The sequence below is a fragment of the Mycobacterium sp. NPDC006124 genome (assembly GCF_040614235.1).
Lineage (GTDB): Bacteria > Actinomycetota > Actinomycetes > Mycobacteriales > Mycobacteriaceae > Mycobacterium.
Window position 1 is genome coordinate 62,109 of record NZ_JBEXUA010000010.1, and the last position, 24,888, is coordinate 86,996.

25 protein-coding genes and 1 riboswitch are annotated in these 24,888 nt (G+C 68.2%); of the genes, 9 read left to right on the forward strand and 16 right to left on the reverse strand.

Going from position 1 to position 24,888, the window contains the following annotated elements:
* Positions 1–42 precede the first annotated feature (42 nt).
* The 4 genes from ABZ195_RS19965 to ABZ195_RS19980 all read left to right on the forward strand — a co-directional run bounded on the left by ABZ195_RS19965 (position 43) and on the right by ABZ195_RS19980 (position 4,486).
* The gene (locus tag ABZ195_RS19965; RefSeq protein WP_355220797.1) at positions 43–870 is read left to right on the forward strand and encodes an acyl-ACP desaturase; all 828 of its coding nucleotides are present in this window, start codon (positions 43–45) and stop codon (positions 868–870) included.
* A 204-nt stretch (positions 871–1,074) separates the two neighbouring features.
* Entirely contained in the window at positions 1,075–2,397 is a 1,323-nt protein-coding gene (locus tag ABZ195_RS19970; RefSeq protein ID WP_355220799.1) for a PhoH family protein, read from the forward strand.
* 109 nt (positions 2,398–2,506) lie between these two features.
* Complete coding sequence (locus ABZ195_RS19975) at positions 2,507–3,382, forward strand: polysaccharide deacetylase family protein (protein WP_355220800.1); 876 nt, start codon at positions 2,507–2,509, stop codon at positions 3,380–3,382.
* A 9-nt stretch (positions 3,383–3,391) separates the two neighbouring features.
* On the forward strand, positions 3,392–4,486 hold the full coding sequence (locus ABZ195_RS19980) for a cation:proton antiporter (protein WP_355220802.1): 1,095 nt from the start codon (positions 3,392–3,394) through the stop codon (positions 4,484–4,486).
* A 101-nt stretch (positions 4,487–4,587) separates the two neighbouring features.
* On the opposite strand, the gene ABZ195_RS19985 is transcribed toward ABZ195_RS19980, so the two are convergent.
* The 4 genes from ABZ195_RS19985 to glpX form a co-directional block, all read right to left on the reverse strand.
* Complete coding sequence (locus ABZ195_RS19985; RefSeq protein WP_355220804.1) at positions 4,588–5,097, reverse strand: hypothetical protein; 510 nt, start codon at positions 5,095–5,097, stop codon at positions 4,588–4,590.
* Entirely contained in the window at positions 5,094–6,206 is a 1,113-nt protein-coding gene (locus tag ABZ195_RS19990) for an EspA/EspE family type VII secretion system effector (protein WP_355220806.1), read from the reverse strand. Before ABZ195_RS19990 ends, ABZ195_RS19985 begins: the two co-directional genes overlap by 4 nt.
* 74 nt (positions 6,207–6,280) lie before the next feature.
* The gene (locus tag ABZ195_RS19995) at positions 6,281–7,696 is read right to left on the reverse strand and encodes a class II fumarate hydratase (RefSeq protein ID WP_355220808.1); all 1,416 of its coding nucleotides are present in this window, start codon (positions 7,694–7,696) and stop codon (positions 6,281–6,283) included.
* Positions 7,697–7,733: 37 nt separating this feature from the next.
* Positions 7,734–8,828 (reverse strand): class II fructose-bisphosphatase, encoded by a 1,095-nt coding sequence (glpX, locus tag ABZ195_RS20000; protein WP_355220810.1) that lies wholly within the window; start codon positions 8,826–8,828, stop codon positions 7,734–7,736.
* Positions 8,829–8,882: 54 nt separating this feature from the next.
* Here glpX and ABZ195_RS20005 point away from each other — a divergent pair, with 54 nt between their 5' ends.
* Entirely contained in the window at positions 8,883–9,515 is a 633-nt protein-coding gene (locus ABZ195_RS20005) for a DUF4245 domain-containing protein (protein ID WP_355220811.1), read from the forward strand.
* Between the two features lie 10 nt (positions 9,516–9,525).
* Positions 9,526–10,329 (forward strand): dienelactone hydrolase family protein, encoded by an 804-nt coding sequence (locus tag ABZ195_RS20010; RefSeq protein WP_355220813.1) that lies wholly within the window; start codon positions 9,526–9,528, stop codon positions 10,327–10,329.
* Here the strand turns inward: ABZ195_RS20010 and ABZ195_RS20015 are convergent.
* The 10 genes from ABZ195_RS20015 to ABZ195_RS20060 form a co-directional block, all read right to left on the reverse strand.
* Positions 10,304–11,518 carry an AI-2E family transporter gene (locus ABZ195_RS20015; RefSeq protein WP_355220997.1) on the reverse strand — a complete coding sequence of 405 codons (1,215 nt, stop codon included), beginning with the start codon at positions 11,516–11,518 and terminating at the stop codon, positions 10,304–10,306. The genes ABZ195_RS20010 and ABZ195_RS20015 overlap by 26 nt on opposite strands.
* A gap of 16 nt (positions 11,519–11,534) precedes the next feature.
* Positions 11,535–12,284 carry an SDR family NAD(P)-dependent oxidoreductase gene (locus ABZ195_RS20020; RefSeq protein ID WP_355220815.1) on the reverse strand — a complete coding sequence of 250 codons (750 nt, stop codon included), beginning with the start codon at positions 12,282–12,284 and terminating at the stop codon, positions 11,535–11,537.
* 146 nt (positions 12,285–12,430) lie between these two features.
* Complete coding sequence (locus tag ABZ195_RS20025; protein ID WP_355220817.1) at positions 12,431–13,498, reverse strand: NAD(P)-dependent oxidoreductase; 1,068 nt, start codon at positions 13,496–13,498, stop codon at positions 12,431–12,433.
* Positions 13,499–13,579: 81 nt separating this feature from the next.
* The gene (locus tag ABZ195_RS20030) at positions 13,580–14,467 is read right to left on the reverse strand and encodes a formylglycine-generating enzyme family protein (protein WP_355220999.1); all 888 of its coding nucleotides are present in this window, start codon (positions 14,465–14,467) and stop codon (positions 13,580–13,582) included.
* Between the two features lie 60 nt (positions 14,468–14,527).
* Complete coding sequence (locus ABZ195_RS20035) at positions 14,528–15,412, reverse strand: HAD family hydrolase (protein WP_355220818.1); 885 nt, start codon at positions 15,410–15,412, stop codon at positions 14,528–14,530.
* Positions 15,413–16,954 carry an arylsulfatase gene (locus ABZ195_RS20040; protein WP_355220820.1) on the reverse strand — a complete coding sequence of 514 codons (1,542 nt, stop codon included), beginning with the start codon at positions 16,952–16,954 and terminating at the stop codon, positions 15,413–15,415. It abuts the gene before it with no gap.
* A gap of 83 nt (positions 16,955–17,037) precedes the next feature.
* On the reverse strand, positions 17,038–18,120 hold the full coding sequence (locus tag ABZ195_RS20045; RefSeq protein WP_355220822.1) for an NAD-dependent epimerase/dehydratase family protein: 1,083 nt from the start codon (positions 18,118–18,120) through the stop codon (positions 17,038–17,040).
* A gap of 61 nt (positions 18,121–18,181) precedes the next feature.
* Positions 18,182–18,394, reverse strand: coding sequence for an exodeoxyribonuclease VII small subunit (locus ABZ195_RS20050; protein WP_355220824.1), 213 nt, complete (start codon positions 18,392–18,394; stop codon positions 18,182–18,184).
* Positions 18,381–19,619, reverse strand: coding sequence for an exodeoxyribonuclease VII large subunit (gene xseA / locus ABZ195_RS20055; protein WP_355220826.1), 1,239 nt, complete (start codon positions 19,617–19,619; stop codon positions 18,381–18,383). Before xseA ends, ABZ195_RS20050 begins: the two co-directional genes overlap by 14 nt.
* 28 nt (positions 19,620–19,647) lie before the next feature.
* Positions 19,648–20,238 carry a lipid droplet-associated protein gene (locus ABZ195_RS20060; protein ID WP_355220828.1) on the reverse strand — a complete coding sequence of 197 codons (591 nt, stop codon included), beginning with the start codon at positions 20,236–20,238 and terminating at the stop codon, positions 19,648–19,650.
* A gap of 65 nt (positions 20,239–20,303) precedes the next feature.
* Between ABZ195_RS20060 and ABZ195_RS20065 the strand changes: the two genes are divergently transcribed.
* Positions 20,304–21,314, forward strand: a complete 1,011-nt coding sequence (locus ABZ195_RS20065; RefSeq protein WP_355220830.1) for a 4-hydroxy-3-methylbut-2-enyl diphosphate reductase — start codon at positions 20,304–20,306, stop codon at positions 21,312–21,314.
* On the opposite strand, the gene ABZ195_RS20070 is transcribed toward ABZ195_RS20065, so the two are convergent.
* Complete coding sequence (locus ABZ195_RS20070) at positions 21,311–22,486, reverse strand: DUF6542 domain-containing protein (RefSeq protein ID WP_355220832.1); 1,176 nt, start codon at positions 22,484–22,486, stop codon at positions 21,311–21,313. The genes ABZ195_RS20065 and ABZ195_RS20070 overlap by 4 nt on opposite strands.
* A gap of 95 nt (positions 22,487–22,581) precedes the next feature.
* Between ABZ195_RS20070 and ychF the strand changes: the two genes are divergently transcribed.
* Positions 22,582–23,655, forward strand: a complete 1,074-nt coding sequence (gene ychF, locus ABZ195_RS20075; protein ID WP_355220834.1) for a redox-regulated ATPase YchF — start codon at positions 22,582–22,584, stop codon at positions 23,653–23,655.
* 18 nt (positions 23,656–23,673) lie between these two features.
* Here the strand turns inward: ychF and ABZ195_RS20080 are convergent, their stop codons facing one another.
* Positions 23,674–24,312, reverse strand: a complete 639-nt coding sequence (locus tag ABZ195_RS20080) for a methyltransferase domain-containing protein (RefSeq protein WP_355220835.1) — start codon at positions 24,310–24,312, stop codon at positions 23,674–23,676.
* A gap of 157 nt (positions 24,313–24,469) precedes the next feature.
* Positions 24,470–24,535, forward strand: a riboswitch (guanidine-III (ykkC-III) riboswitch).
* A gap of 9 nt (positions 24,536–24,544) precedes the next feature.
* Here ABZ195_RS20080 and ABZ195_RS20085 point away from each other — a divergent pair.
* The gene (locus ABZ195_RS20085) at positions 24,545–24,859 is read left to right on the forward strand and encodes a multidrug efflux SMR transporter (protein ID WP_355220837.1); all 315 of its coding nucleotides are present in this window, start codon (positions 24,545–24,547) and stop codon (positions 24,857–24,859) included.
* The last annotated feature ends 29 nt before the right edge of the window (positions 24,860–24,888 follow it).

Here is a 24,888-nt window from a genome sequence, read left to right on the forward strand (position 1 = left end):
CCGATTTCGAGGAACGTGTGTCCACGGGTTACAGTTAGTTTCATGGCAGAGAAGCCCGTAGCCAATTCGTTGACCCTCGAGCTCGAGCCGGTCGTCGAGCAGAACCTGGCGCGCCACGTCGCCACCGAGGAGATGTGGTACGCCCACGACTTCGTGCCGTTCGACAAGGGCGAGAACTTCGCGTTCCTCGGCGGCACGGACTGGGACGAGTCGTCGGTGACGCTGCCCAAGCCGGTGACCGATGCGCTGGAGATCCTGCTCATCGTGAAGGACAACCTGGCCGGGTACCACCGCGAACTCGTCGAGCACTTCATCCTCGACGAGAAGTGGGGGCGCTGGCTGGGACGCTGGACCGCCGAGGAGCACCTCCACGCGGTGGCGCTGCGCAACTACCTGGTGGTGACGCGCGAGATCGATCCCAGCGCCAACGAGGACGTCCGCGTCGCGCACGTGATGAAGGGCTACCGGGCCGACCACTACAGCCAGATCGAGACCCTGGTGTTCATGGCGTTCCTCGAGCGGGCCCATGCGGTGTTCTGCCGCAATCTGCAAGGAGAGATCAGCGAGCCGATCCTGGCGTCGATGATCGGCCGGATCGCCAAGGACGAGGCGCGCCACGAGGAGTTCTTCGCCAACCTGGTCGCCCACTGCCTGACCACCCAGCGTGAGGAGACGATCGCCGCGATCGCCCGCCGCGCCGCGGAGTTCGAGACGATCGGCGCGGACATCGACGCCTACGCCGACAAGGTCCGCGTCGTCGCCGACGCCGGGATCTTCGACGACGCGGCACGGCGGAAGGTGCTCTCCGACCGCATCGAGGCGTGGGGTGTCTCAGACGCCCCCGAGCTCGCGGAATTCGTCGCCAAATAGTTAACCGCGTGGTCACATTTCGGCCACGGCGCGCCTGCGCGGCGCAATCCTCGGCACGGGAGTAGCGTCGGCTTCGATGGCCGACATGCTCTGCTATCCGGGCGGTATCCGTCGTTTCGACGAAGACGGGACCGGCCCCGGTCCTGATACCGCGGTATCCGCCGAGGGAGTTCGTGCGGTGCCGCACGGGCCTAGGAGCGCCACGTGACTGAGAACGTCGGGACCGCCAAGAGGACGTATGTTCTCGACACTTCCGTGTTGCTGTCCGATCCTTGGGCATGCAATCGGTTCGCCGAGCATGAAGTCGTCGTCCCCCTCGTGGTCATCAGCGAGTTGGAGGCCAAGCGACACCACCACGAACTGGGGTGGTTCGCTCGGCAGGCACTGCGGATGTTCGACGACCTGCGGCTCGAACACGGGCGCCTGGATCAACCGATTCCCATTGGTACACAGGGCGGTACGCTCCAGATCGAGCTGAACCACAGCGATCCGACGGTGTTGCCCCTGGGCTTTCGCACCGGCACCAACGACGCCAGGATCCTGACCTGCGCGGCGAATCTGGCGGCCGAGGGCAAGCTGGTCACCCTCGTCAGCAAGGACATCCCGCTGCGCGTCAAGGCCGGGGCCGTCGGACTGCCCGCCGACGAGTACCACGCCCAGGACGTCGTGACGTCCGGTTGGACCGGGATGTCCGAGGTCGACGTGGCCGCCGACGAGATCGCCACGCTGTTCGCAGACGGCGAGATCGACCTCGAAGAGGCCCGAAACCTGCCGTGTCACACCGGTGTTCGGCTGCTCAGCGGCAGTTCGTCGGCACTGGGCCGGGTGAACGCCGAGAAGCGGGTGCAGCTGGTCCGAGGCGATCGGGAGGTGTTCGGCCTCCGGGGAAGGTCAGCCGAACAGCGCGTCGCCCTGGACCTGCTGCTCGACGAGTCGGTCGGCATCGTCTCCCTCGGCGGCAAGGCGGGCACCGGCAAGTCGGCGCTGGCCCTGTGCGCCGGTCTCGAGGCGGTCCTGGAACGGCGCACCCAGCGCAAGGTCGTCGTCTTCCGGCCGCTCTATGCCGTCGGCGGGCAGGATCTGGGCTACCTGCCGGGTAGCGAGAGCGAGAAGATGGGTCCCTGGGCCCAGGCGGTCTTCGACACCCTCGAGGGGCTCGCCAGCCCGGCGGTCCTCGACGAGGTGCATGCCCGCGGCATGCTCGAGGTGTTGCCGCTGACCCACATTCGGGGCCGGTCGCTGCACGACTCCTTCGTCATCGTCGACGAGGCGCAGAGCCTGGAGCGCAACGTGCTGCTGACCGTGCTGTCGCGATTGGGCGCCGGCTCGCGGGTGGTGCTCACCCACGACGTCGCCCAGCGCGACAACCTGCGGGTGGGTCGCCACGACGGCGTCGCGGCGGTCATCGAGAAGCTCAAGGGGCACCCGTTGTTCGCCCACATCACGCTGCTGCGCAGCGAGCGGTCGCCCATCGCGGCCCTGGTGACCGAGATGCTGGAGGAGTTCAGCCCGGGCGCCCTGCCCTGATCCCGATGACCTGATGACCATCGCGTGTGCTGTGGGATCGCGATCCCGTCCAATTTCGCGATCTCACAGCACACGCGTTGCGGTCAGGGCGGGTCGGTAGGCTGCCAACGTGCCGAAGCGCCCTGACACCCTCGCCTGGACCTACTGGCGGACCGTCATCGGGGTCTGCGCAGGGGTGGCCATCGTCGTCGTCGGCAGTTGGACCGGGCACGTCGCCAAGGCCGACGAGGTCGACTGCGCCCAGTACAAGTGCATCGCGCTGACCTTCGACGACGGCCCTAGCCCGTACACCGACCGGTTGCTGAAGGTGCTCGAGGACAACGACGCCAAGGCCACGTTCTTCGAGATCGGCAACAAGGTCGCGGCCAACCCCGAGGGCGCCAAGCGCGTCGTCGAGGCCGGCATGGAACTGGGGCAGCACACCTGGGAGCACCCCAACATGACGACCATCCCGCCCGAGGACATTCCCGCGCAGTTCAGCAAGGCCAGTGACGCCATCGAGGCGGCGACGGGTCAGCGCCCGAAGCTGGTGCGCACCGCGGGCGGGTTGATCGACGACCAGGTGCTGGCCGAGGCCAAGAAGCAAGGCCTGGCCGACATCAACTGGGACGTCATCCCGTTCGACTGGGCCAACGACTCCAACACCGCGGCGACTCGCTACATGCTGATGAGCCAGATCAAGCCAAATTCGGTGGTGCTGTTCCACGACACCTATTCGTCGACGGTCGACCTGGTCCAGCAGTTCCTGCCCGTGCTGAAGGCCAACGGCTATCACATGGTGACCGTCACGCAGATGCTCGGTGAGCGCGAACCCGGCAGCACGTACGGCAGCCGCGACAACGGTCCACCCGTCAACGGCTTGGTCGACATCCCGCCGGGGGAGATCCCGTCGCTGCCGAACACGCCGTCGCCTCCGCCGATGCCGAACATCCCGATCACCGACATCCCGGGGGCCAACTCGGGCGGCTCCAACAACGGGGCGTGACGGGACGCCATGACGACTGACACCGCGGTCGCCCTGACGCTGCTGGTGCTCGCCTACGCGGTCGTCTCCGGCTTGGTCAAGCAGTGGTACCTGGCGCCCGCGCTGATCTTCGTGCTGTGTGGAATGGCGTTGGGGCCGTTTGGATTCGGGGTGTTGGAGAGTGGTCCGGCCACCTCGACGTTCACGGTGCTGGCGCAACTCGCGCTGACGGTCATCCTGTTCAACCAGGCGGCGGAGCACGACTTGGCCGCGGTGCTGCGTCGCCGCGAGGTGACCTTCCGGCTGCTGGTGGTGGGCATTCCGCTCGCCATCACCCTGGGCGCCGTGGCGGCGCTGGCGCTGTTCCCGGTGATGCCGCTCTGGGAGGCGGTGTGTCTGGCCGCGATCGTCGCGCCTACCGAGGTCGCGCTGGTGGACGCCCTGCTCGAGGACGGCCGCATCCCCGACCGGATCCGCCACGCGCTGTCCACCGAGAGCGGCTTCTACGACGGGTTCGCCCTTGCCGCGCTTCTCGCGGCTCTGTCCTTGGCCTCGAACCGCACCGACTCGGGAATCGACTGGGGCTCGTTCTTCCTGCGCACCGAAGTGCTGTCCCTGGCCGTCGGTATCGGCGTCGGCGCGACGGGCGGGTGGCTCATCGGCACCTCACGTGGTCGCGGCTGGATGAGCGACACCTGGGCGCAGCTGGCCACGCTGGCCGTCGCGCTGATCTGCTTTCAGGTCGCAGAGTCGTTGCACGGCAGTGGTTTCGTGGCTGCGTTCGCCGGTGGGCTGGCGTACGCACTGGCCGCGCGCCGCGCCGGGTCGCGACCCGAGATGCACGTATCCGAGGCGGCTGGGCAGCTTCTCGAGCTCACGGTGTTCGCGTTGTTCGGCGGGTACGCGGTGATCGCGGGGTGGCGTGACGCCGACTGGCGCGTCGTGGTGTTCGCGATCGTCGCCGTGTTCGCGGTCCGCCTCGTGGCCGTAGCGGTGGCCTTGGTGCGCAGCGACGTACCGCTGCGCGAGCGGGCGTTCTCGGCTGGTTCGGTCCGCGGGGCATCGGCACGTTGGTGCTGGGCCTGCTGGTGTTGGAGCGCGGCAGCGTCGAGCAGGAGTCGCTGATCGTCCAGGTGGTGGCGGTGACCGTTTCGTTGAGCCTCGTCGTCCACAGCGTGACGGCGTGGCCGGGAATCAAGGCGTTGACGGGGAGCACCCGATGAGGGTCAGGGCTTGGCGCGCTCCAGCGACACGCCGGCCACGCACCGGTCCTGCTCGCGGATGCCGAAGCTGAGCCGACCCCAGTCGTAGCTCGTGCTCCACAGGAACTCCTCCATGGGCGAGTGACCGCTCGGGTAGCTGGTGATCTCCGCGGCCGGGTAGTGCTGCTTGAGCACGTCCTCGGTGACGCACGGCGTCGGTGCGACGTCGACGGACGCGAAGGACCAGGTGCCGTCGACGACGGCGAGGACCGACGAGGTGATCTGCAGGGACGGACTCAACTGCACCGCCGCGCCGTCGAGGCGAAGGGGATTGCGCGGGTCCGGCGTGAACGCGGTGCCCAGCAGGTCCGCCAGCTTGTCCGCCGACAAGGGGACGAGGGCGACCAGGCGGTCGGCGAGTTGCCATACGTCCTGCGGGGGTTGAGGACTGGCCACGGCCGTTCCCTCCTTCGAGGTGGTGCACGCCGCGCCGAGCAGGACGACGGCCAGCATGCTCGCGATGAGCTTGGTCACGGATAGTCCCTGCCGTAGTACTCCCGGTAGGTCGTCGACGGATCGGTCGACGGAACCAGGGTGCCGTAGACCTGACCGATCTGGCGGATCGCGTCGGCGTAGGCCGCCGGCGTGCTGCCGGCCTGGACGTAGGAGTCGTAGATGCGTTCGAAGCGGTCGTCGTTCGGTGCGGCAGGAACGATGTCGGTTCCACCCGCCGCGAGGATTTCCCGTTCTATCGCAATGGTGTTCACGACTGCGGCGCCCTCGCCGTCCAACCGCGAGTCGACGAAGGCGTCCTTGGAGCTGCGGTCGAGGGGCGGGTTCTTCAGCGCGTGACCCAGTTCGTGGGAGAGCGCGTTGACCCGTTGGAACGGTCCGTTCGCCGCGAGGTCCGGATCGATGTTGACGACCTTGTCCCGATCGTTGGTGTAGGTCCCCACCCCCGGGTTGGAGGTGAACGTCCAGCCCTGCGCCCGAGCCTGCTGGTACTCGTCGAGCAACGTCGGCGACAGGCGCGCGATGCGCCATTCCTCGTCGCTCAGCACTCCCTCGAAGGGACGCTGGGGGGTGCCGGGAACCGTCTCGTCGTCACCCCATAGCGCTTCGGTGTCCGGCGCGGGACTCGGTCGTCCGTCACCGCCGAGGGCCCGGTACTCCTCGCCGAGGCCCTCGATGCGCCGGGCGATGACGCGGGCGTCGTCGTGTGACCGCTGGATGACCTGGCCGATGTCGTCGAGGCCGCGCCGCACCGTCGGCATCAGCAGCTGATCTCCGCGCACGGTCGGCGGCAGGGTGGCGGCGACGGCGTGGACCGAGGCACGTACCGCGTCGAGGTCGCGTCGGCCCTTGGTGACCACCGCGGCCGAGTGGGTGATCTCGGCGGCGAGCCGCTGGTCGAGGCGTGACAGTCCGCCGATCACCCCGTGGTGCGCGGCGTTGCGGGCGCTGTAGGCGTCGGCGCCGGAGCCTACCCACGCGGCCCCCGGTCGCGCCGCGGACACTTCGTCGCCCATCTCGCCGAGCCGTCGGCTGGAGTCCTCGAAGTCGCGCCCGTCCCGGGGAGTGCCGTCGCCGAACGTCGCGAGTGCCGCAGACCACGTCGCGTCGAACGCGTCGATCAGCCCCATCTACGGTCCCCCTCAGCCCAAGACGTCTGCAGAGAAGTCTAGGGCCGGGGCGGGACCCGCCCGAGCGGCAAAATTCAGTCGCCCTGTTTGACCTTCGCCATCTTGAGTACGTCGAGGCGCTTGTCGAGTTCCTCTTCGGAGAGCTTGTCGCCGATCAGGCCGCGATCGATGACGGTCTGCCGAATCGTCTTGCGCTCCTTGAGGGCTTCCTTGGCGACCTTCGCCGCCTCCTCGTAGCCGATGGCCGAGTTCAGCGGTGTCACGATCGACGGGGACGACTCGGCGAGTTCGCGCAGATGGGTTTCGTTGGCGACGAGGCCGTCGATGCACCGCTCGGCGAACAGCTTCGAGACGTTCGACAGCAGCGTGAACGATTCGAGCACGTTGCGCGCCATCATCGGGATGTAGACGTTGAGCTCGAACGCGCCCGAGAGGCCGCCGACCGTGACGGCGGCGTCGTTGCCGATCACCTGAGCGGCGACCTGCGTAACTGCCTCGGGCAGAACGGGATTCACCTTGCCGGGCATGATCGAACTTCCGGGCTGCAGGTCGGGCAGCTGAAGTTCGCCGAGTCCGGTGAGTGGTCCCGAGCCCATCCAGCGGACGTCGTTGGCGATCTTGGTCAGCGACACGGCGATCGTCTTGAGGGCTCCGGAGGCCTCGACCAGGCCATCGCGAGCTGCCTGCGCCTCGAACGAGTCTGCGGCGGTGCGCAATTCGGCGATCCCGGTCTGGTCGACCAGCACGTCGACGACCTTGGTGCCGAACCCGTCGGGCGCGTTGAGGCCGGTACCCACGGCGGTGCCGCCGATGGCGAGTTCGCCGAGTCGGGGGAGCGTGGCCTTGATCCGCTCGATGCCGGCCTCGACCTGGCGGGCGTACCCGCCGAACTCCTGACCCAGCGTCACCGGGACGGCGTCCATCAGGTGGGTGCGGCCGGACTTGACGACGGTGCGCCACTGCCGGGCCTTGCCCGCCAGCGACTCGTGTAGCACCTCCAGGGCCGGAATGAGATGGCGCACGGCGGCTTCGGTGGCGGCGATGTGGGTCGCGGTGGGGAAGGTGTCGTTGGAGCTCTGCGACATGTTGACGTGGTCGTTGGGATGGACCTCCACGCCGTTGGCCTTGGCGATCGAGGCGATCACCTCGTTGGCGTTCATGTTGGAGCTGGTGCCCGAGCCGGTCTGGAACACGTCGATGGGGAATTGGTCGTCGTGCTTGCCGTCGGCGATCTCGGCGGCCGCGGCGATGATGGCGTCGGCCTTGTCTGCATCGAGCAGGCCGAGGTCCTTGTTGACTTGGGCGCACGCACCCTTGAGCAGGCCGAGGGCGCGGATCTGAGTGCGCTCCAAGGGCCGGAACGAGATCGGGAAGTTCTCCACCGCACGTTGCGTCTGAGCGCGCCACAGGGCGCTCTTGGGCACCCGGACCTCACCCATGGTGTCGTGTTCGATGCGGTATTCGGTCTCGACTGCGCTGTCGGCGGACATCTGCTCCCTGATTCGTGTGGTGGTGGGTGTGAGGACGTTAGGGCAAGGGGTACGCGGCGGAGACGTCGCCGGTGAAGTCGACCGCGGAGTACTCGTTGAGCTTGGTGAGCCGGTGGTAGGCCTCGATCATCCGGACGGTGCCGGACTTGGAGCGCATGACGATCGACTGGGTGGTGCAGCCCCCGCCGGAGTAGCGGACGCCTTGGAGCAGGTCGCCGTCGGTGACGCCGGTGGCGGAGAAGAAGACGTTCTCGCCCGAGACGAGGTCCTCGGTGTGGAGCACCCGGTCCAGATCGTGACCCGCGTCGACGGCCTTCTGACGCTCGGCGTCGTCGGTCGGGGCGAGGACGGCCTGGATCGCGCCGCCCATGCAGCGGATGGCGGCCGCGGTGATGATGCCCTCGGGCGTACCGCCGATGCCCGCGAGCAGGTCGGTGCCCGAATTGGGCCGGCACGCCGAGATGGCGCCCGCGACGTCGCCGTCGTTGATGAGGCGGATGCGCGCGCCGGCCTCTCGGACGTCGTTGATGAGCTGGGCGTGCCGGGGCCGGTCGAGCACGCAGACCGTGAGGTCGGCGACGGTGGACTTCTTGGCCTTGGCGACCTTGCGGATGTTCTCGCCGATGGGCGCGGTGATGTCGATGACGTCGACCGCGTCCGGGCCGACGGCGATCTTGTTCATGTAGAACACCGCCGACGGGTCGAACATGGCGCCGCGTTCGGCCACCGCGAGCACCGAGATCGCGTTGGGCATGCCCTTGGCCATCAGCGTGGTGCCGTCGACCGGGTCGACGGCGAAGTCGCAGTCCGGTCCGTCGCCGTTGCCGACCTCTTCGCCGTTGTAGAGCATCGGCGCGTTGTCCTTCTCGCCTTCGCCGATGACCACGACACCACGCATCGACACCGAGTTCACCAGCTCCCGCATGGCGTCGACGGCGGCCCCGTCGCCACCCTCCTTGTCGCCCCGGCCGACCCAGCGGCCCGCGGCCATGGCGCCCGCCTCGGTCACCCGTACCAGCTCCAGGGCGAGGTTGCGATCGGGGGCCTCGCGCCGCGATCGCTTGGACCCGTCGACAGAGGGAGCGTCAGAGGATGATGAGCCGCTTGCGCGAAGAGCATCAGAAGATGTCATGGGCCAGATTCTTTCATTAGCGGTTCCCGCTCGGGGAGCTGGGATACTGGCAGTGTGACTACACCCCAGGCGGCTCCGGAGCCCAAACCGGCGAAGTCGCGGCTCCTTCAGGACGGCCGCGACATGTTCTGGTCGATGGCACCGCTCGTCCTGGTCTGCATCGTGCTGGCCGGGGTGCTCGGAATGTGCTCGTTCGCGCCCAACGGCCCAGGTCAAGGCCCCGTGATCCCGTACGACACGGCCGCGGCGCTCAAGGCCGACGCCGAAACGCTCAAGATCCCGGTTCGCATGCCCCGGCTGCCGGACGGGTGGAACGCCAACTCCGGTTCGCGGGCCAGCATCGACGGCGGCCGCACCGAGAACGGGCGTCCGGCACGCGCGGTCGTCTCGCGGACCGGATTCCTGGCGCCGACGGGCATGTTCATCAGCCTCATCCAGAGTGACGCCGACGAACCGAGCTTGGTGCGGTGGATCGACCCCGACGTCGCGCCGACCGGAACGCAGGACGTCGACGGCGTGCGGTGGATCGTCTACGAGGGCGGCGACGAGTCCCGTCCGGTGTGGACGACCCGGCTGACGGGGCCGACCGGCCCGGCGCAGATCGCGGTGACGGGGCCTGCAGGTACCGACGAGTACCGTACGCTGGCCTCGGCCACGCAGTCGCAGCCGCCGCTGCCCACCGCCTAGGAGTTCCCCGATGCCAGGACCGGAAGCAGACCTCGCGGGCTGGAGTGCAGAGCCCTTCACCGCCGAGGGATTCACCTACGACGTCTACCGCAAGGGCGAGGGCCCCGGGGTGGTGCTGATACCGGAGATGCCCGGGCTGCACCCTGGTGTCCTGGCCTTGGGAAACCACTTGGTGGACAACGGGTTCACCGTCGCGGCGCCGTCGCTGTACGGCACCCCGGGGGCGCCGGGCATCCGGCCCGGAGCAGTGCCGGTGATGGTGAAGGGTTGTGTGGCCAAGGAGTTCGCTGCGTTCGCGACCAACGCCGACCGGCCCATCGCCCACTACCTCCGCGCGCTGGCCCGTGACCTCAACGCACGGACCCCGGGCAAGGGCGTCGGCGTCATCGGTGAGTGCTGGAGCGGTGGGTTCGCCCTGGCCGCCGCCGTCGACGACAGCGTGCTGGCGCCCGTGCTGAGCCAGCCGTCGCTGCCCATCGGGCTCACCGCCAAGCAGAAGGCCGATCCCGGGCTGTCGGAAGCCGAGCTCGAAATCGTCGAACGTCGCGTCGCCGAGGAGGGCCTATGCGCCCTGGCGTTGCGGTTCAGCGAGGATCCGATGTCGCCGAGTGCGCGCTTTCGCACCCTCAAGGCCCGCCTCGGGGACGCCTTCGAGGTCATCGAGATCAATTCCAAGAAGGGCAACGAACACGGCTTCGGCAGGATGGCCCACTCGGTGCTGACCCTCGAGGTGCGCGAAGTGGAGGGTCACCCGGCCTATGAGGCGCGCAAGCGCGTCGTCGAGTTCCTCACACAGCGGCTGGCGGCGGCGTAACCGCAGCCTGGGCCTGTCGCCGTCGCTGGTCGCGATGGGCCCACATGCGGGCGCGCGCCCGTTCGACGAGCCGGGCGACGGGGCCCGGCCGGTCGTCGTCGTCCTCGTCGTCCTCGTGGTCCTCGATGGGCACGCCCTTGAACACCGCGAGATAGACGCTGACCGTGGTGACGATCACGATCATCAGCACCGGTCCGATGACGATGCCCAGGAAGCCGAACATCGTGATGCCCGCGAACACGGCCAGCAGCATCAGTGCGGAATCCAGTCGGGCCGCGCGGGGGACCAGGATCGGGCGCAGCACGTTGTCGATGTTGGTCACCACGATCAGGTGCCAGGCGATCACGAAGATTCCGCCGAAGACGTTGCCGAACAGGATCATTCCGATGCCGAACGGGATGCTGAGCACGCCGCCGCCGAGCGGGATCACCGACAGCGCGCTGAGCAGGATCGCGAAGATGAAGAAGCCGTCGTGGAAGCCGGCCAGGTAGATCGACACCGCACCGGCCAGGCCCTGGGCCAGCGCGATGACGAATTGGCCGAAGACGGTGCCGCGCACCATCGCACCCATCTTCTCCAGGTACAGATCCGTGACGTCCTCGCCGAGGGGGTTGAGCTTGCGGATCAACATCTGCACGCGTTCGCGGTTGGAGAGCAGCGAGAGGAACACGTAGACGAACAGCACGGCGCCGGTGAGCACGCCGGCGAGACTGCCTGCGGCACCCTGTACCGCCTCCAGGGCGTACTCGCCCGCGCTCTGGGCGACGGTGCTCATCTTCTCCTGCAGCAGTTGCGGAGTCACTTGCACGTCGCCGAGGAACGGGATCTTGTCGATCGCGTCGTTGGTCCACTTCAGCGCGTGGTCACCGAGGGAGTTCAGGTCGGTTCGCGACACCCAGTCCGAGACGCTGCGCACCATTGCGCTGATCTGCACGACGGCCAGCAGGATGAGCAGGCCCACCGGGATGATCACCGCGAAGACCGCCGCCAGCAACGTGAACGTCACCGACAAACCGCGGCTGAACCTCCGGAGGAACCAGTCGAACACCGGGTTGAACAGGTAGGCCGCGACCGCCGCCACGACGATGAGCATGAAGTAGCCGCGGAGGAAGTACGCGCCGAAGACCAGGGCCACGATGACCGCGACGGCCAGCGCGCGTTTCTGCGTTCGGGTGAACTCCGTCTGCATCGCCACGGCGATGAGCCTACGGCGCGGCCAGTTTCGTCAGGTGTCCGAGAATGTCGGGGTAGCGCTTGAGGTGCGCGCCGCCGTTGAGGTCCAGCACCTCGCCGGTGAGCCACGCCGCCTTGGTCAGGTAGGAGACGGCCTCGGCGACGTCCTCCGGGGTGCCCGCCCGGCCCAGCGGGGTGTTCTCGACGTACTCCTCGACGACGCCCGGCACCAGCGCGGCGCCCTCGGTGAGTGGGGTGTGCACGAAACCGGGTGCGACGGCGTTGACCCGGATGCCGCGCGGGGCGAGTTCGAGTGCGGCGACCTGGGTGAGCATGGACAGGCCGGCCTTGGCCGAGCAGTACGCGCTCATGCCGATCGCGGGCTGCCGGGCGTTCAGCGAGGAGATCGACACCAGCGACCCGCCCTCGACCAGGTGCCGACCCGCGTACTTGGCGACGATGAACGCCCCGGTCAGGCAGACGTCGACGACCGAGCGGAACTGCTCCACCGGCAGGTCGACGATGGGTCCGAAGGTGGAGAAACCCGCGCAACTGACCACGGCGTGGCAGGGGCCGACGGTCTCGAAGAGCGCCGCGACCGAGGCCTCGTCGGCGACGTCGACGAACTCGCCGAGATGTGGGTCGCCGAGTTCGGCCGCCCGGGTCGTGGCGGCGTCGCCGTTCAGATCGGCGACGACGACCCGGTATCCGTCGGCGGCAAGGGCGCGAGCCGACGCCCAGCCGATGCCGGAGGCTCCGCCGACGACGATCGCTCGTTTCAATGCTCGACTCCCACTCGCTCCGGTCCTCGCTCGTTCCTCGCTGATCCTCACTCGCGCTCGTCTTCGGTGTTCAATGCTCGACTCCCACTCGCTCCGGTCCTCGCTCGTTCCTCGCTGCGATCCTCACTCGCGCTCGTCTTCGGTGTTCAATGCTCGACTCCCTCGGGTCGGGGGTCCGCCCACTTCCTGGCGATCGCCCCCCACGGATCGGCGTAGGGCTCGGTGCGACCGTAGTACCCCGCGCGGCGGGTGAAGACGGCCTTGGTCAACGGGGCGGCGACGCGCAGCAGGTGGCGGCTCGCACCTGCCCTGTTGGCTGTCTCGATGAGCATCTCCGGCCACGAATGTTGTTGGTGCTTGAGCACTTCCTGCGCCCGGGTGGTGTCCATCCAGTCGGTGTTGAACCAGTCGGCGTCGCTGTCCGGGTCGCCCTTCAGCCCGGTCGGGAGCCCACCGACCAGGCCCATCGCCGCGGCCATCGCGGGTGCGACGTCACCCTGAACGAGGCGGTGGGTGTCGTCGCCCCCGACGAGGAGGGTCTCGCCGACGGCGGCGGCCGTGGTGGCCGCGGCGACGGCGCGGGCCACGTCGCGCACGTCGACGGTCTGGATCCGTCCGTCGACCGGCAGCAGGCCTTCGAAGTAGAGGTTGTCGAGCTTCATGTAGGCGGCGGGGTCGACGGTGAGCACCCCGCCCAGGCGCAGGATCACCCAGTCCAGAGTCGAGGCCCGGACCAACGCCTCCGCGGCGACCTTGTGGGCGCCGTAGACGTCGGCCGGGTTCAGCGGGGTGTCGGCGGTCAAGACGTCGGGGTGGGTGTGCGGGTTGCGTGCCCCGTACACCGCGATGCTGGACGCGAGCACGAACCGCGGCGGGACGGGAAGCTGCTGCGCGGCCGCCACCAGCGATCCCGTCGCATCGACGTTGACCTTCTCGGCGAGCGCCCTGCGGGTGTAGATGAACGGCGGGATGATCGCGGCGAGGTGGATGACGGCCGCCGGCGTGACGCAAGCCAGGAGCGCCTGCACCGAGCCGGGGTCGGTCAGGTCGGCGTACTGCACCTCGACGCCGGGCGGGAGCTTGTCGGCGGCCTTGCGGTTGGCCGCGATGTCGAGGTCGGTGGCCACCACCCGTCGGCCGTCGGCGGCCAGCCGCTTCACCGTGGAGGATCCCACCAGCCCGAAGGCTCCCGTCACCAGTACGGCGTCCGTCATGCAACTCCCTCGTCGACTGGAACGTGTTGCAGGCATCATCGCCTAGACGGCCGCCGTTCACCAGGGTCGGGTCCCCGGAGGTCACGGCGTCCGGATGCAGCGGAACCCGATGTGGCTCATCCCGGTGTCGAGGGCCTGCGGTCGCCGCGCCGCGGGCCGGTACCGCAGGCAGTAGCCGTCCGCGCACAGGAACGATCCACCCTTCACGACCTTTCGACCGCCGGCGAACTGAGGCTGACGTGGGTCGTGACTGTCTGCGGCGCAACATGATTCGACGTCGGTGGTGTCCGACCACCAATCGGTGGTCCACTCCCACGCGTTGCCCGCCATGTCGAAGAGGCCGTAGTCGTTCGGCGCGAAACTCCCCACTGCGAGGGTGGTTCCGTAACCGGTGTCGGGCAGATAGGGGAACTCGCCGTGCCAGTAGTTGGCGAGTCGCTCGCCGGGCCGCTCCGGCTCGTCACCCCAGGTGTAGATCGTGGCGTGCCGTCCGCCGCGGGCGGCGACCTCCCACTGCGCCTCGCTCGGCAGGCCCAGGCCCGCCCAGTCGGCGTAGGTCACGGCGTCCTCGTACGCGACGTGGACGACGGGATGGCGCTCGCGGCCCCGCGTCGTCGACCGTGGTCCGCGGGGGTGGTTCCAGCAGGCGCCCGGCGTCCACGTCCACCACTGGCTCAGGTGGCGCAGGTCGACCGGGCCTGGGGTGCGGTGGAAGACCATCGACCCGGGGTGCAGGTTCTCCGGTGGTGCACCGGGGTAGTCGTCTGGATCCAGCGGCTGTTCCGCCACGGTGCGGTAGCCGGTGGCGTCGACGAACGCGGCGAAGTCGGCGTTGGTCACCTGGTGGGTCTGCATCCAGAAGCCGTCGACCGTCACGTCGCGGACGGGCGCCTCCTCGGGGTAGTGCGCCTCGGAACCCAGTCGTGCGGTCTGCGGCGGGATCCACGCCAGCCCGTCACCGCCCGTCATCGCGTGTGCTGTGGGATCGGGCATTCGCCAGGTTTCGCGATCTGTGCGCACACTCGACGGTCAATCCGAGCCGAAGACCGTCGCCCAATCGTCGCGCATGCTGGCGACCGTCCATCCTTCGGTCTCGGCGAGGTCAAGCGCCCGCTCCGCGCCGGTGACGTAGTCGAATTCGCGGTCGGCGTCGTCGTGGCGGACGAGTAGCCGAAGACCGCGGGTGAACTCCAGCATCTCGATGTCGCCGTTGGAGTTTCCGGCCGCCAGGATGGGCCGCCGACCGATGCGGTCCCACAGCCGGGCGGGCTTGACGGGCCCGTCGTCGAGGAACTCCGGAGTCGACGTCGTATAGAGCTGACCCTCGCGATAGACCAGGCCCACCGAGCTGCCGACCACGCGCTCGGGCGGAATGCCGTAGAGCGGCCCGGTGATGGGACGCATGAAGTCACGTCCTCCGCCGGAGACGACGTAGTTGGTGAATTCGTGGTCCTCCAGGTAGCGCAGCAACTCGACCATTGGGGCATAACCACATTCGGTGTAGGGCCGATCCAGTGTCGGGTGCCTGGCGTCGGCGAAGAAGGCGTCGAACCGGGCTGCCAGCTCGTCGACGGTGATGTCGTGTTGCGACACGAGTATCGCTGCCGCCAACGGTTTGAGGTCGGAGTCGTCTCCCTGATAGTGCTTGGTGACGGCATCGCCCAACCATCCCAGGTCGCCGGTGTAGGCCGCCCGGTAGGGCTGCTTGTCTCGCAAGGACGGGTCGGCCTCGGCCTGTTCGGCGAAGCGTCGCAACAGGAAGTCGAGTTGCACGTACATCGGTTTCTCGCACCAGAGCGTGCCGTCGTTGTCGAATACCGCGACGCGTTCCTCGGGTGGAACGGCGGTGACGGTGCGCGCCACGAAGTCGACGATGGCCGACTTCGTGGGTCCGTCGCGCCAGGAGTCCAGCATCTAGTCGGCCGCCAGGAACTCGTCGAGCTTCTTGACGATCTGATCGATGCTGAAGCTGGCCGGCGGGTGCCGGGGTGGGAACTCCTTGAACGTGTCGAGGAACATCGAGGCCATTGCGGTGGCGTAGATGACGAAGAAGTCGCGGCGGAGGAACCACTCGTAATAGGTGTTCGACGTGATGTCGGCATACTCGAACGGGTCGGTACGCAGGTTGAACAGCTTGGGCACCCGCAGTTCGGTGAACGGCTCGGACCACGTCTTCAGCGTGCCCTGGGCGCGTTGTTCGGCGAATACGATCTTCCAGTTCTCGAAGCGCAACCCGACCATCTGCGCGTCGTCGTTGAAGTAGAAGAACCCGCGCCGCGGGCTGTGTTCGACCTCGCCCATCAGATAGGGCAGCAGGTTGAAGCCGTCGATGTGCACCTTGTACTCGACGTCCCCGATCTGGTGTCCCTTCTTCAACTTCTCGCTGACGTCGGGATCGCCAGCCGCGGCGAGCAGGGTCGGCAGCCAGTCATGATGCTGGACGATGTCGTTGGAGATGCTGCCCGCCTTGATCCGTCCGGGCCAGCGGATCAGCTCCGGTACCCGGTAGGCGCCCTCCCAGTTGGTGTTCTTCTCGCTGCGAAACGGGGTGGTGCCGGCATCTGGCCAGCTGTTGCGGTGCGGTCCGTTGTCCGTGGAGTAGATGACGATGGTGTCGTCTGCGATCCCAAGCTCGTCGAGAGCGTCGAGTACCGTGCCGACGTTCCTGTCGTGATCGATCATCGCGTCGTGGTACTCGGACTGCCACATCCCGGCCTGGCCCTTGCTGCCCGGCTTCAAGTGGGTGTAGAGGTGCATGTGGGTGAAGTTGCACCAGACGAAGAATGGCGTATCCGCTTCGTGTTGGCGGGTGATGTACTCGACGGTCCGGTCGGCGATGTCGTCGTCGATGGTCTCCATGCGCTTGGCAGTCAGGGGGCCGGTGTCGGTGATCGTCTGCTTGCCCATCGCGCCGAACTTCTCGTCGTCGGGCTCGGTGGAATCCTCGGGCAGAGCCTTGCAATCCAGCACACCGCGGGGCAGCGCCAACTCGTAGAGCCGCGGGAACATGTCCTTGTGCGGGTAGTCGAACTGCTCGGGTTCTTCTTCGGCGTTGAGGTGGTAGAGGTTGCCGTAGAACTCGTCGAAGCCGTGCACCGTCGGCAAGTACTTGTTCAAGTCTCCGAAGTGGTTCTTGCCGAACTGGCCGCATCCGTAGCCCAGCGGCTTGAGCAGTTCGGCAATCGTGGGATCCTCGGCCGCCCAACCGATGTCGACGCCGGGCACGCCGACCTTGCTCATTCCGGTGCGATATACGCTTTGGCCACTGATGAACGCCGCCCGGCCCGCGGTGCAGCTTTGCTCGCCGTAGGAATCGGTGAAGCGCATGCCCTCGTTGGCAATTCGGTCGATGTTGGGCGTGCGGTAGCCCATCATCCCGTCGCTGTAGCAGCTCAGGTTCGAGATGCCGATGTCGTCACCCCAGATGACCAGGATGTTGGGTTTGCCGCCGGGCATGCTGAGCTCCCTCGATCGGTGCGATCCTTGGGGAAGCCACGCTAGGCGTCTCGCGCCTGCTTGTCAGGGCTTGCGTCAAAGATTCACGCGGGAGCCGGAACTGGCGAGCCCGCACCCTTCAGCTGGGCGTAGAGGTCGACGTAGTACGGCAGGCAGTCGGCCATGGCGGCCTCGGTGGTGTAGAGCGGGCGGTAACCCAGATCGCGTTCGGCCTTGCCTGTCGAGAAGTAGTTGTCGAGGTAGACGCGTTCCACCGCAAGAGGTTCCAGTAGCGGGCGGGGGAGTCCGAAGCGGAAGTGCAGCCACTGCCAGGCCGACATCACCTTGTGGACGAGCCGTCCGGACACCCGCAGTCGGGGCCAGCGGTGACCGCACGCCTCGATCACGGGCCGGGAGAACTCGAACATGTTGACCGGTTCGCCGTCGTTGACGAAGTAGGCCTGCCCGGGTGCCGTACCGCCTGGCACCAGGTGTTCGGCGGCAAGGATGAAACCGTGAATCAGGTTGTGTACGTATGAGTTGTCGAGCTTGACGTCCTTGCTGCCGACGAGCACCTTCACGTGCCCGGCCAGCACGCTCTCGAACAACTTGCGAAACATCGTCTGGTCGCCGCGACCCCAGATGCCGCTGGGGCGGATGCTGCAGGTGAGCATCCCTCCGGTGCCGTTGGCGGCGAGCACGAACTTCTCGGCGACGACCTTGGTCTCGGTGTACAGATCGGCGAATCGAGTCGTGTACGGCAGGTTTTCGTCGCCGTCGGCGATGGATTGACCACCCATGACGACGCTGTTGGAGGCGGTGTAGACGAAACGTTCGACGCCCGCGGCCTGGGCGGCGTTGACCAGGTTCTTCGTACCGCCGACGTTGACGGCGAAGCTGCGCTCGCGCGCCGGCGCGGAGCCGCCGCCCATCAGGTCGATGATCGCGGCGGTGTGGATGACGGTGTCGACGCCCTCGACGGCACGAGCCACGTCGTCGGGGTCGGTGATGTCGCCGACGACGGTCTCGAGGCCGTCGCGCCCGGGAAGCGGCGAGGGGGCACGGTCGAAGGAGCGGACGGCGTGGCCGCGGTCGAGCAACTCGGTGACGAGGTTGGTGCCGACGAAACCCGAGCCGCCGGTCACCAGCACGCGGCCAAGGTCAGTGGTCAGTGATGGGTCACCCATGCGACGAGGGTAACTGAAACGTGTTCCAGTTTCGACCCCGTGACGGGCGAGGGTCGTGCGCTCAGGCCTCGGCGTCGTCCCTGGAGGCCAGGGCCCGCTCGACCTTCTCCCGCGCTCCCGCGAGGTGCTCTTCGCATCGTTTCGCCAGCTCCTCGCCCCTTTCCCAGAGTGCGAGCGAGGCGTCGAGGTCGAGCCCGCCCTCCTCGAGTTGGCGCACCACCTCGATGAGTTCGTCGCGTGCCTGCTCGTATCCGAGTTGACTAATGGGCTTCATCCGACCCCTCGCTCACCGTGGTCATCGCGCCGTCGGCGACGCGGATTCGAAGCCGGGTGCCCGCCGGCGCATCCGCCGTCGACCGCAGGATCGACGGCGGGTCCGACGCTATCTGCACCACGGCGTACCCGCGGGCCAGGGTGGCCGCCGGCCCCAGGGTGGCCAGGCGGGCCGACAGGTGTCCGACGCTGCGGGATTCCGTCTCGATCAGCCGGGCTATGTCACGGCGGGCCGTCGCCCGGGCCCGGTGGACCTCCTCGACGCGGGCGTTCACCGCCGCCAGCGGCTGGGCCAGCACCGGGCGGCTGCGTAGCTGGTCGAGCGTGCGTTGCTCACGGTGTACCCAGCTGCGCAGGGCCCTGGCGCTGCGCTCACGCAAGTCGGCGACGCGGGCCCGCTCGGCGGCGGCATCGGGGACCACCCGCTTGGCGGCGTCGGTGGGCGTGGCCGCGCGTACGTCGGCGACCAAATCGCACAACGGGTTGTCGGGTTCGTGTCCGATGGCGCTCACCACCGGCGTCGTGCACTTGGCGATCTCGCGGCACAGCGTCTCGTCGGAGAACGCGAGCAGATCCTCGACGCTGCCGCCACCACGGGCGAGCACGATGACGTCCACGTCCGCGTCGGCGTCGAGTTCGCGAAGCGCGTCGACGATCTGGGGAACCGCGCTGGGACCCTGGACGATGGTGTTGCGCAGGGCGAAGCGCACGGCGGGCCAACGGGCCGCGGCGACCGACATGACGTCCTTCTCCGCGGCCGACGCCCGCCCCGTGATGAGGCCGATCGTGTTGGGCAGGAACGGAATCGGCCGTTTGAGGCGGGAGTCGAACAGGCCCTCGGCGGCGAGCAACTGGCGGAGCCGATCGATGCGGGCGAGTAGTTCGCCAATCCCGACGGCGCGAATCTGGTTGACGCGCAACGAGAACGACCCGCGGCCGACGAAGAAGTTGGGCCTGCCGTGCATGACCACCTGGGTGCCCTCGGCGAGCTTCACCGGTGCGTTGAACACCAGGTCCCGTGGGCAGGTGATCTGAAGCGACATGTCGGCCGCCGGATCACGCAGCGTGATGTAGGCCGTCGACGAGTTCGGGCGCACGTTGAGCTGGGCGATCTGCCCCTCGACCCATACCGTGCCAAGCCGGTCGATCCAGTCCTTGACCATCATCGCGACCGAGCGGACCGGCCACGGGTTGTCGGCGGACTTGCCCTGGGCGGGGTCGGTCACGACCGGGCGAGCGAAGCGACGGGGGGTGTCATTTGTTGGCGGACGCGCGGGTGATCCTGTTGGCCAGCAGCGTCTGGAACGGCGCGCGCGCCTTGGTGGCCTCCTCGAAGGCCAGCAGCTCCTCGAGGTCGACGACCTTCAGCGAGGGCAGCCGGGCCCGCAACTGGGCTAGTGTCAGCGATTCGTAGTCCAGTTCGGCGACCACCCCGTCGGCGGGCGCCGGGGGCTGCTCGGCCGTGGGCGTGGGTGCAGGCTCGGCGTCGCGCGACTCGGGTTCCCCCGTGCTGTAGAGCGCGAACCGGCCCTCGGTCAGCCGTTCGCCGTTGCGCGGCGTCTCGTCGCCGACGCCATGGGGCCCGTCGTCGGAGTCGTCGTCGTCCTCGTCGAACGTGGCCCACTCGGGTTGCTCGTCCTTGGGCGGAAACAGGTGCTCCAAGGTCTCGTCGCCCCGGTTGACCAGGTCGGCGACGTCCTGCTGCATCTTCATCACCAGTTGGGCGAACTGGCTGACGATCGTCATCGGGTAGGTGATGACGGTCTGCGGCAGTCTGCGAGTTTCCTCCAGCGCGGTCACCGCGGCGCCGACCAGCAGACGGACTCCATAGGGGGCAGTAGCCATGAGTGCCAGAGTACGGGCGAGTCCACAGGTGGTGCTGGTAGGCCGACGGTAAGTACCCTGGAGCCATGCCGGAGACGATCAACATGGGTATGCCGGGCGCGACCCTTTCCGTCGCCGCGCCGGTGGAGGGCAAGCGAGTTCTGCTGGCGGAGCCGCGTGGCTACTGCGCCGGCGTCGACCGCGCGGTCGAGACCGTCGAGCGTGCGCTGGAGAAGCACGGCGCTCCGGTCTACGTGCGCCACGAGATCGTCCACAACCGCTACGTGGTGGACACCCTGGCCAAGGCCGGTGCGGTGTTCGTCGAGCGCACCGACGAGGTGCCCGAGGGCGCCATCGTGGTGTTCTCCGCCCACGGCGTCGCCCCGACGGTGCACGTCGAGGCGGCCGAGCGGAACCTGACCACGATCGACGCCACCTGCCCGCTGGTCACCAAGGTGCACAACGAGGCCAAGCGGTTCGCCCGCGACGACTACGACATCCTGCTCGTCGGGCACGAAGGACACGAGGAGGTCGTCGGCACCGCCGGCGAGGCCCCCGATCACGTACAGGTCGTCGACAACCCCGACGCGGTCGACGCGGTCACCGTCCGCGACCCGAACAAGGTGATCTGGCTGTCGCAGACCACCCTGAGCGTCGACGAGACCATGGAGACGGTGCGCCGGCTGCGGGAGAAGTTCCCCACGCTGCAGGATCCGCCCAGTGACGACATCTGCTACGCCACCCAGAACCGTCAGGTGGCGGTCAAGGTGATGGCGCCCGAATGCGAGCTGGTGATCGTCGTCGGCTCCCGTAACTCGTCGAACTCGGTGCGTCTGGTCGAGGTCGCGCTCGGCGCCGGCGCCGGCGCGGCCTACCTGGTCGACTACGCCGAGGACATCGACCCGGCCTGGCTCGACGGGGTGACGACCGTCGGGGTGACCTCCGGTGCGTCGGTGCCCGAGGTGCTCGTGCGCGGTGTGCTGGAGCGACTGGCCGAGCACGGCTACGACACGGTGCAGCCGGTGACGACCGCCAACGAGACGCTGGTGTTCACCCTGCCCAAGGCAATCCGCGCCAAGCGCGGAGCCGCCAACTAAGCGTCGTACTCCCACGAGTCGGGCGCCGAATGGCGTGGCCGACGGGGCCTGCTGCGATGCTCGGTGCGCGAATCGTCGTCCTCGGAGCCGCGGTACCGCACCCGGGAGATCGGGTGATGTGTCCCGCTGCTGCCGTTCGTCCGAGTGACCGGTGGTTCGTATGGCTCGTAGTCGCCCGCGCGGGGGCGACGGCGCTCGGGGCGCTCGTAGGAGTCGGGACGCTCCCGGCGCTGTGGCCGGTCGTAGCGCTCGCGGTCGGGTCGGTCGCGGTCGCTCGAACTGCCTCGGCGGTCCACCGGAGGTCGAGGACGCCGCTCGCGGGGCTCGCGGGATTCGCGGGATTCGCGCGGCTCACGGGTCCGCGGCTCGGTGGCCCGGGGTCGACGGCGTGGTTCGGCGGCCGGGTCGACGGGGGCGGTGTTGCGCCGACGCGGACGGTCCAGCACGGGTTCGATGATCTCGGTCTCGGGAGCCCCGGAGGGTCGTGCACGTCGAGGTCGCCTCTCGGCGGCAGCTCCGGTCGACCGCTCGGCACCGGTGGCCGGGGTCCTCGTCGTGCGGCGTGAGGGCCGCGGTGCGTCGTCGTCCATCGGGTCCATCGCAGCCGCGGCCCGGGCCTCCGTGCTGCGGGTGCTGCGGGTGCTGCGTCGGGGCTTGGCGGCCAACTTCTCGGCTGCCGCCGCGACCTCGTCGGGCGGCTCGGCGACCTGCTCGGCGTCCGCCGGCAGCGCCCGTTTGGCCGACATGCCCAGGTACCAGCGGACCAGACCGAGGACGAGCACCGTCGCCGAGGTGAAGAACATCAGGGGGAAGCGTTCGATCAGCGGGTAACCGCAGTTGATCAGCGTGTCCTTGATGCCGGTGAAGGTGCTGCCGTGGAACACGAAATACGCGAACGGCACGGCGACGAAGAGGATGAGCGGGGGTTGGATGACGGAGGTGAAGAGCCCCGACTGGCGGACGGCGAGTACGGCGGCCACGCAACCGATCACGTAGCACGCGGCGAAGGCGCCGCCGAGGGCGCTGTTCGCGTCGCCGGCGTCGAACACGACACCGATCGCCGTGAAGACGACTGCCACCAGCGCGGCCCCCCACCAGGGGATTCCGGGGACATGGGGCAGCGCCGATCGATGGTCGACGGCCACCGCCGACCGTCCGCGCAGTCCTGACACACGTCGACCGTACCGGCAATCGCGATGTGTGCACCGACAGCGCGCGCTGGCGCGCCCACGGACGCCGGTCCGACGACGCCTAGACTGTTCGATCCGTGGGCCTCAATCTTGGAATCGTCGGACTTCCCAACGTCGGAAAGTCGACGCTGTTCAATGCGTTGACGCGCAATGACGTGCTCGCCGCGAACTATCCGTTCGCGACGATCGAACCCAACGAGGGCGTCGTGGCACTGCCCGACCCTCGGCTCGACAAGCTCGCCGAGATCTTCGGATCGGAGAAGACGGTGCCCGCGCCGGTGACGTTCGTCGACATCGCGGGCATCGTCAAGGGTGCCTCCGAGGGCGCGGGCCTGGGTAACAAGTTCCTGGCCAACATCCGCGAGTGCGACGCGATCTGCCAGGTGGTGCGGGTGTTCGCCGACGACGACGTCGTCCACGTGGACGGCAAGGTCGACCCCAAGTCCGACATCGAGGTCATCGAGACCGAGCTGATCCTGGCCGACATGCAGACGTTGGAGAAGGCCGTGCCGCGGCTGGAGAAGGAAGCGCGCACCAACAAGGACCGAAAGTCGGTGCACGAGGCGGCGGTGGCCGCGCAGGCCGTCCTCGACGGTGGCACCACGCTGTTCGCCGCGGGGGCGGACGTCTCCCTGCTGCGCGAGCTCAACCTGATGACCACCAAGCCGTTCCTCTACGTGTTCAACGCCGACGAATCGGTGCTGACCGACGACGCGAAGAAGGCCGAGTTGCGCGCGCTGGTGGCGCCCGCCGACGCGGTGTTCCTCGACGCGAAGATCGAGGCCGAACTCCAGGAGCTCGACGACGAGTCGGCCGCGGAGCTGCTGGAGTCGATCGGCCAGACGGAGAAGGGCCTGGATGCGTTGGCGCGCGCTGGTTTTCACACCCTCGAGCTGCAGACCTATCTGACCGCCGGGCCGAAGGAGTCGCGGGCGTGGACGATCCACCGCGGCGACACGGCGCCGAAGGCGGCCGGGGTGATCCACACCGACTTCGAAAAGGGCTTCATCAAGGCCGAGATCGTGTCCTACGACGACCTCGTCGCCGCGGGCTCGATGGCCGCGGCGAAGTCTGCGGGCAAGGTGCGCATGGAGGGCAAGGACTACGTGATGGCCGACGGCGACGTGGTCGAGTTCCGATTCAACGTGTAGGTCGACGTGGCGCCCGTCTCAGGCGGTCGCCCGGGCGATCAGCAGGTGCGGCGCGTCGGCGTGGTCGCTGATCCGCTGGTGCTCGACGCTCAGGCCGGTGCTGCGCAGGGCGTCGGCCACTTCCGGTACCGGGCGGAGGCGAAAACCGTGCTCGGTGAACGGAAGTCGTGCCATCACCTCGGGGTCGGCCAAGCCGACGACCAGCCGACCCGTGCCGTTGACGACCCGGGCAAGCTCCGCGAACGCTGGATCGAGGTCCGCGACGAAGTAGATGGTGTTGACGGTGATGACGCCGTCCAATTCCCCATCGGCGAAGGGCAATTCGGCCATGGACGCAGAATGCAACGAGAGCCGTCCCGACGCGACGTCTCGGCGGTGTCGCCGAGCGGCCTGACTGAGCATCGTCTGCGACACCTCGACGCCGTGAACGCGGGCGGAGGGACCGACAGCGCGTAGCAGCAGGTGAAGTCCCACCCCGCCGCCGAAGCCGACGTCGGCCACCACTGATGCCTCGCCGAGTTGCAGCGTCTGCGTGGCCATGCCCACCAAGTGCCGGTTGCCCCGATTGAGAGCGGCGCCCACGAGGCGCCCGCGGAAACCACTCGGATGGCCGAGTTGCTTCGCCACACCCGCCAGGACGGCATCCCGAATGCTCATTCCCTGACGGTAGGACACTGGCGGCGGGTCTCGCCCGCCGACTGTGGGCGCTGTGCCCCCGATCGGGGGTCATCGCGTGCACGAGGCCCACACTCGCTGCTCAACCCGGGTGACCAATCTGACCTTGCCCCGAGCCGGCTGGTGTGAGAACTTCGTAACAGAGCCGAAACGTTGGCTTCCGGACGATGGGTGCCGTACCCGGTGTGCGACAAGACGGCCCGGGAGAAACGTCATGTCGTGGGCCATTCTCGCCCTGTCCGGTGTCCTCGAAGCGGTGTGGGCCACCGCGATGGGCAAGTCCGAGGGCTTCAGCAAGCTGGCGCCGAGCGTCGTGTTCCTCGTCGCCATCGTCGCCAGCATGGCGGGACTGGCCTTCGCCATGCGGGACTTGCCAGTGGGGACCGCCTACGCGGTGTGGGTCGGCATCGGCGCCGTCCTCACCGTCGGCTACGCGATGGTCACCGGCGGGGAGGCGGCATCCGTGCTCAAGGTGGCCTGCGCGATGATGATCGTCGCGGGGGTGGTCGGGCTCAAGCTGGCCCACTGACGCCGTCGGCACGAGCGTAAACCGACGAT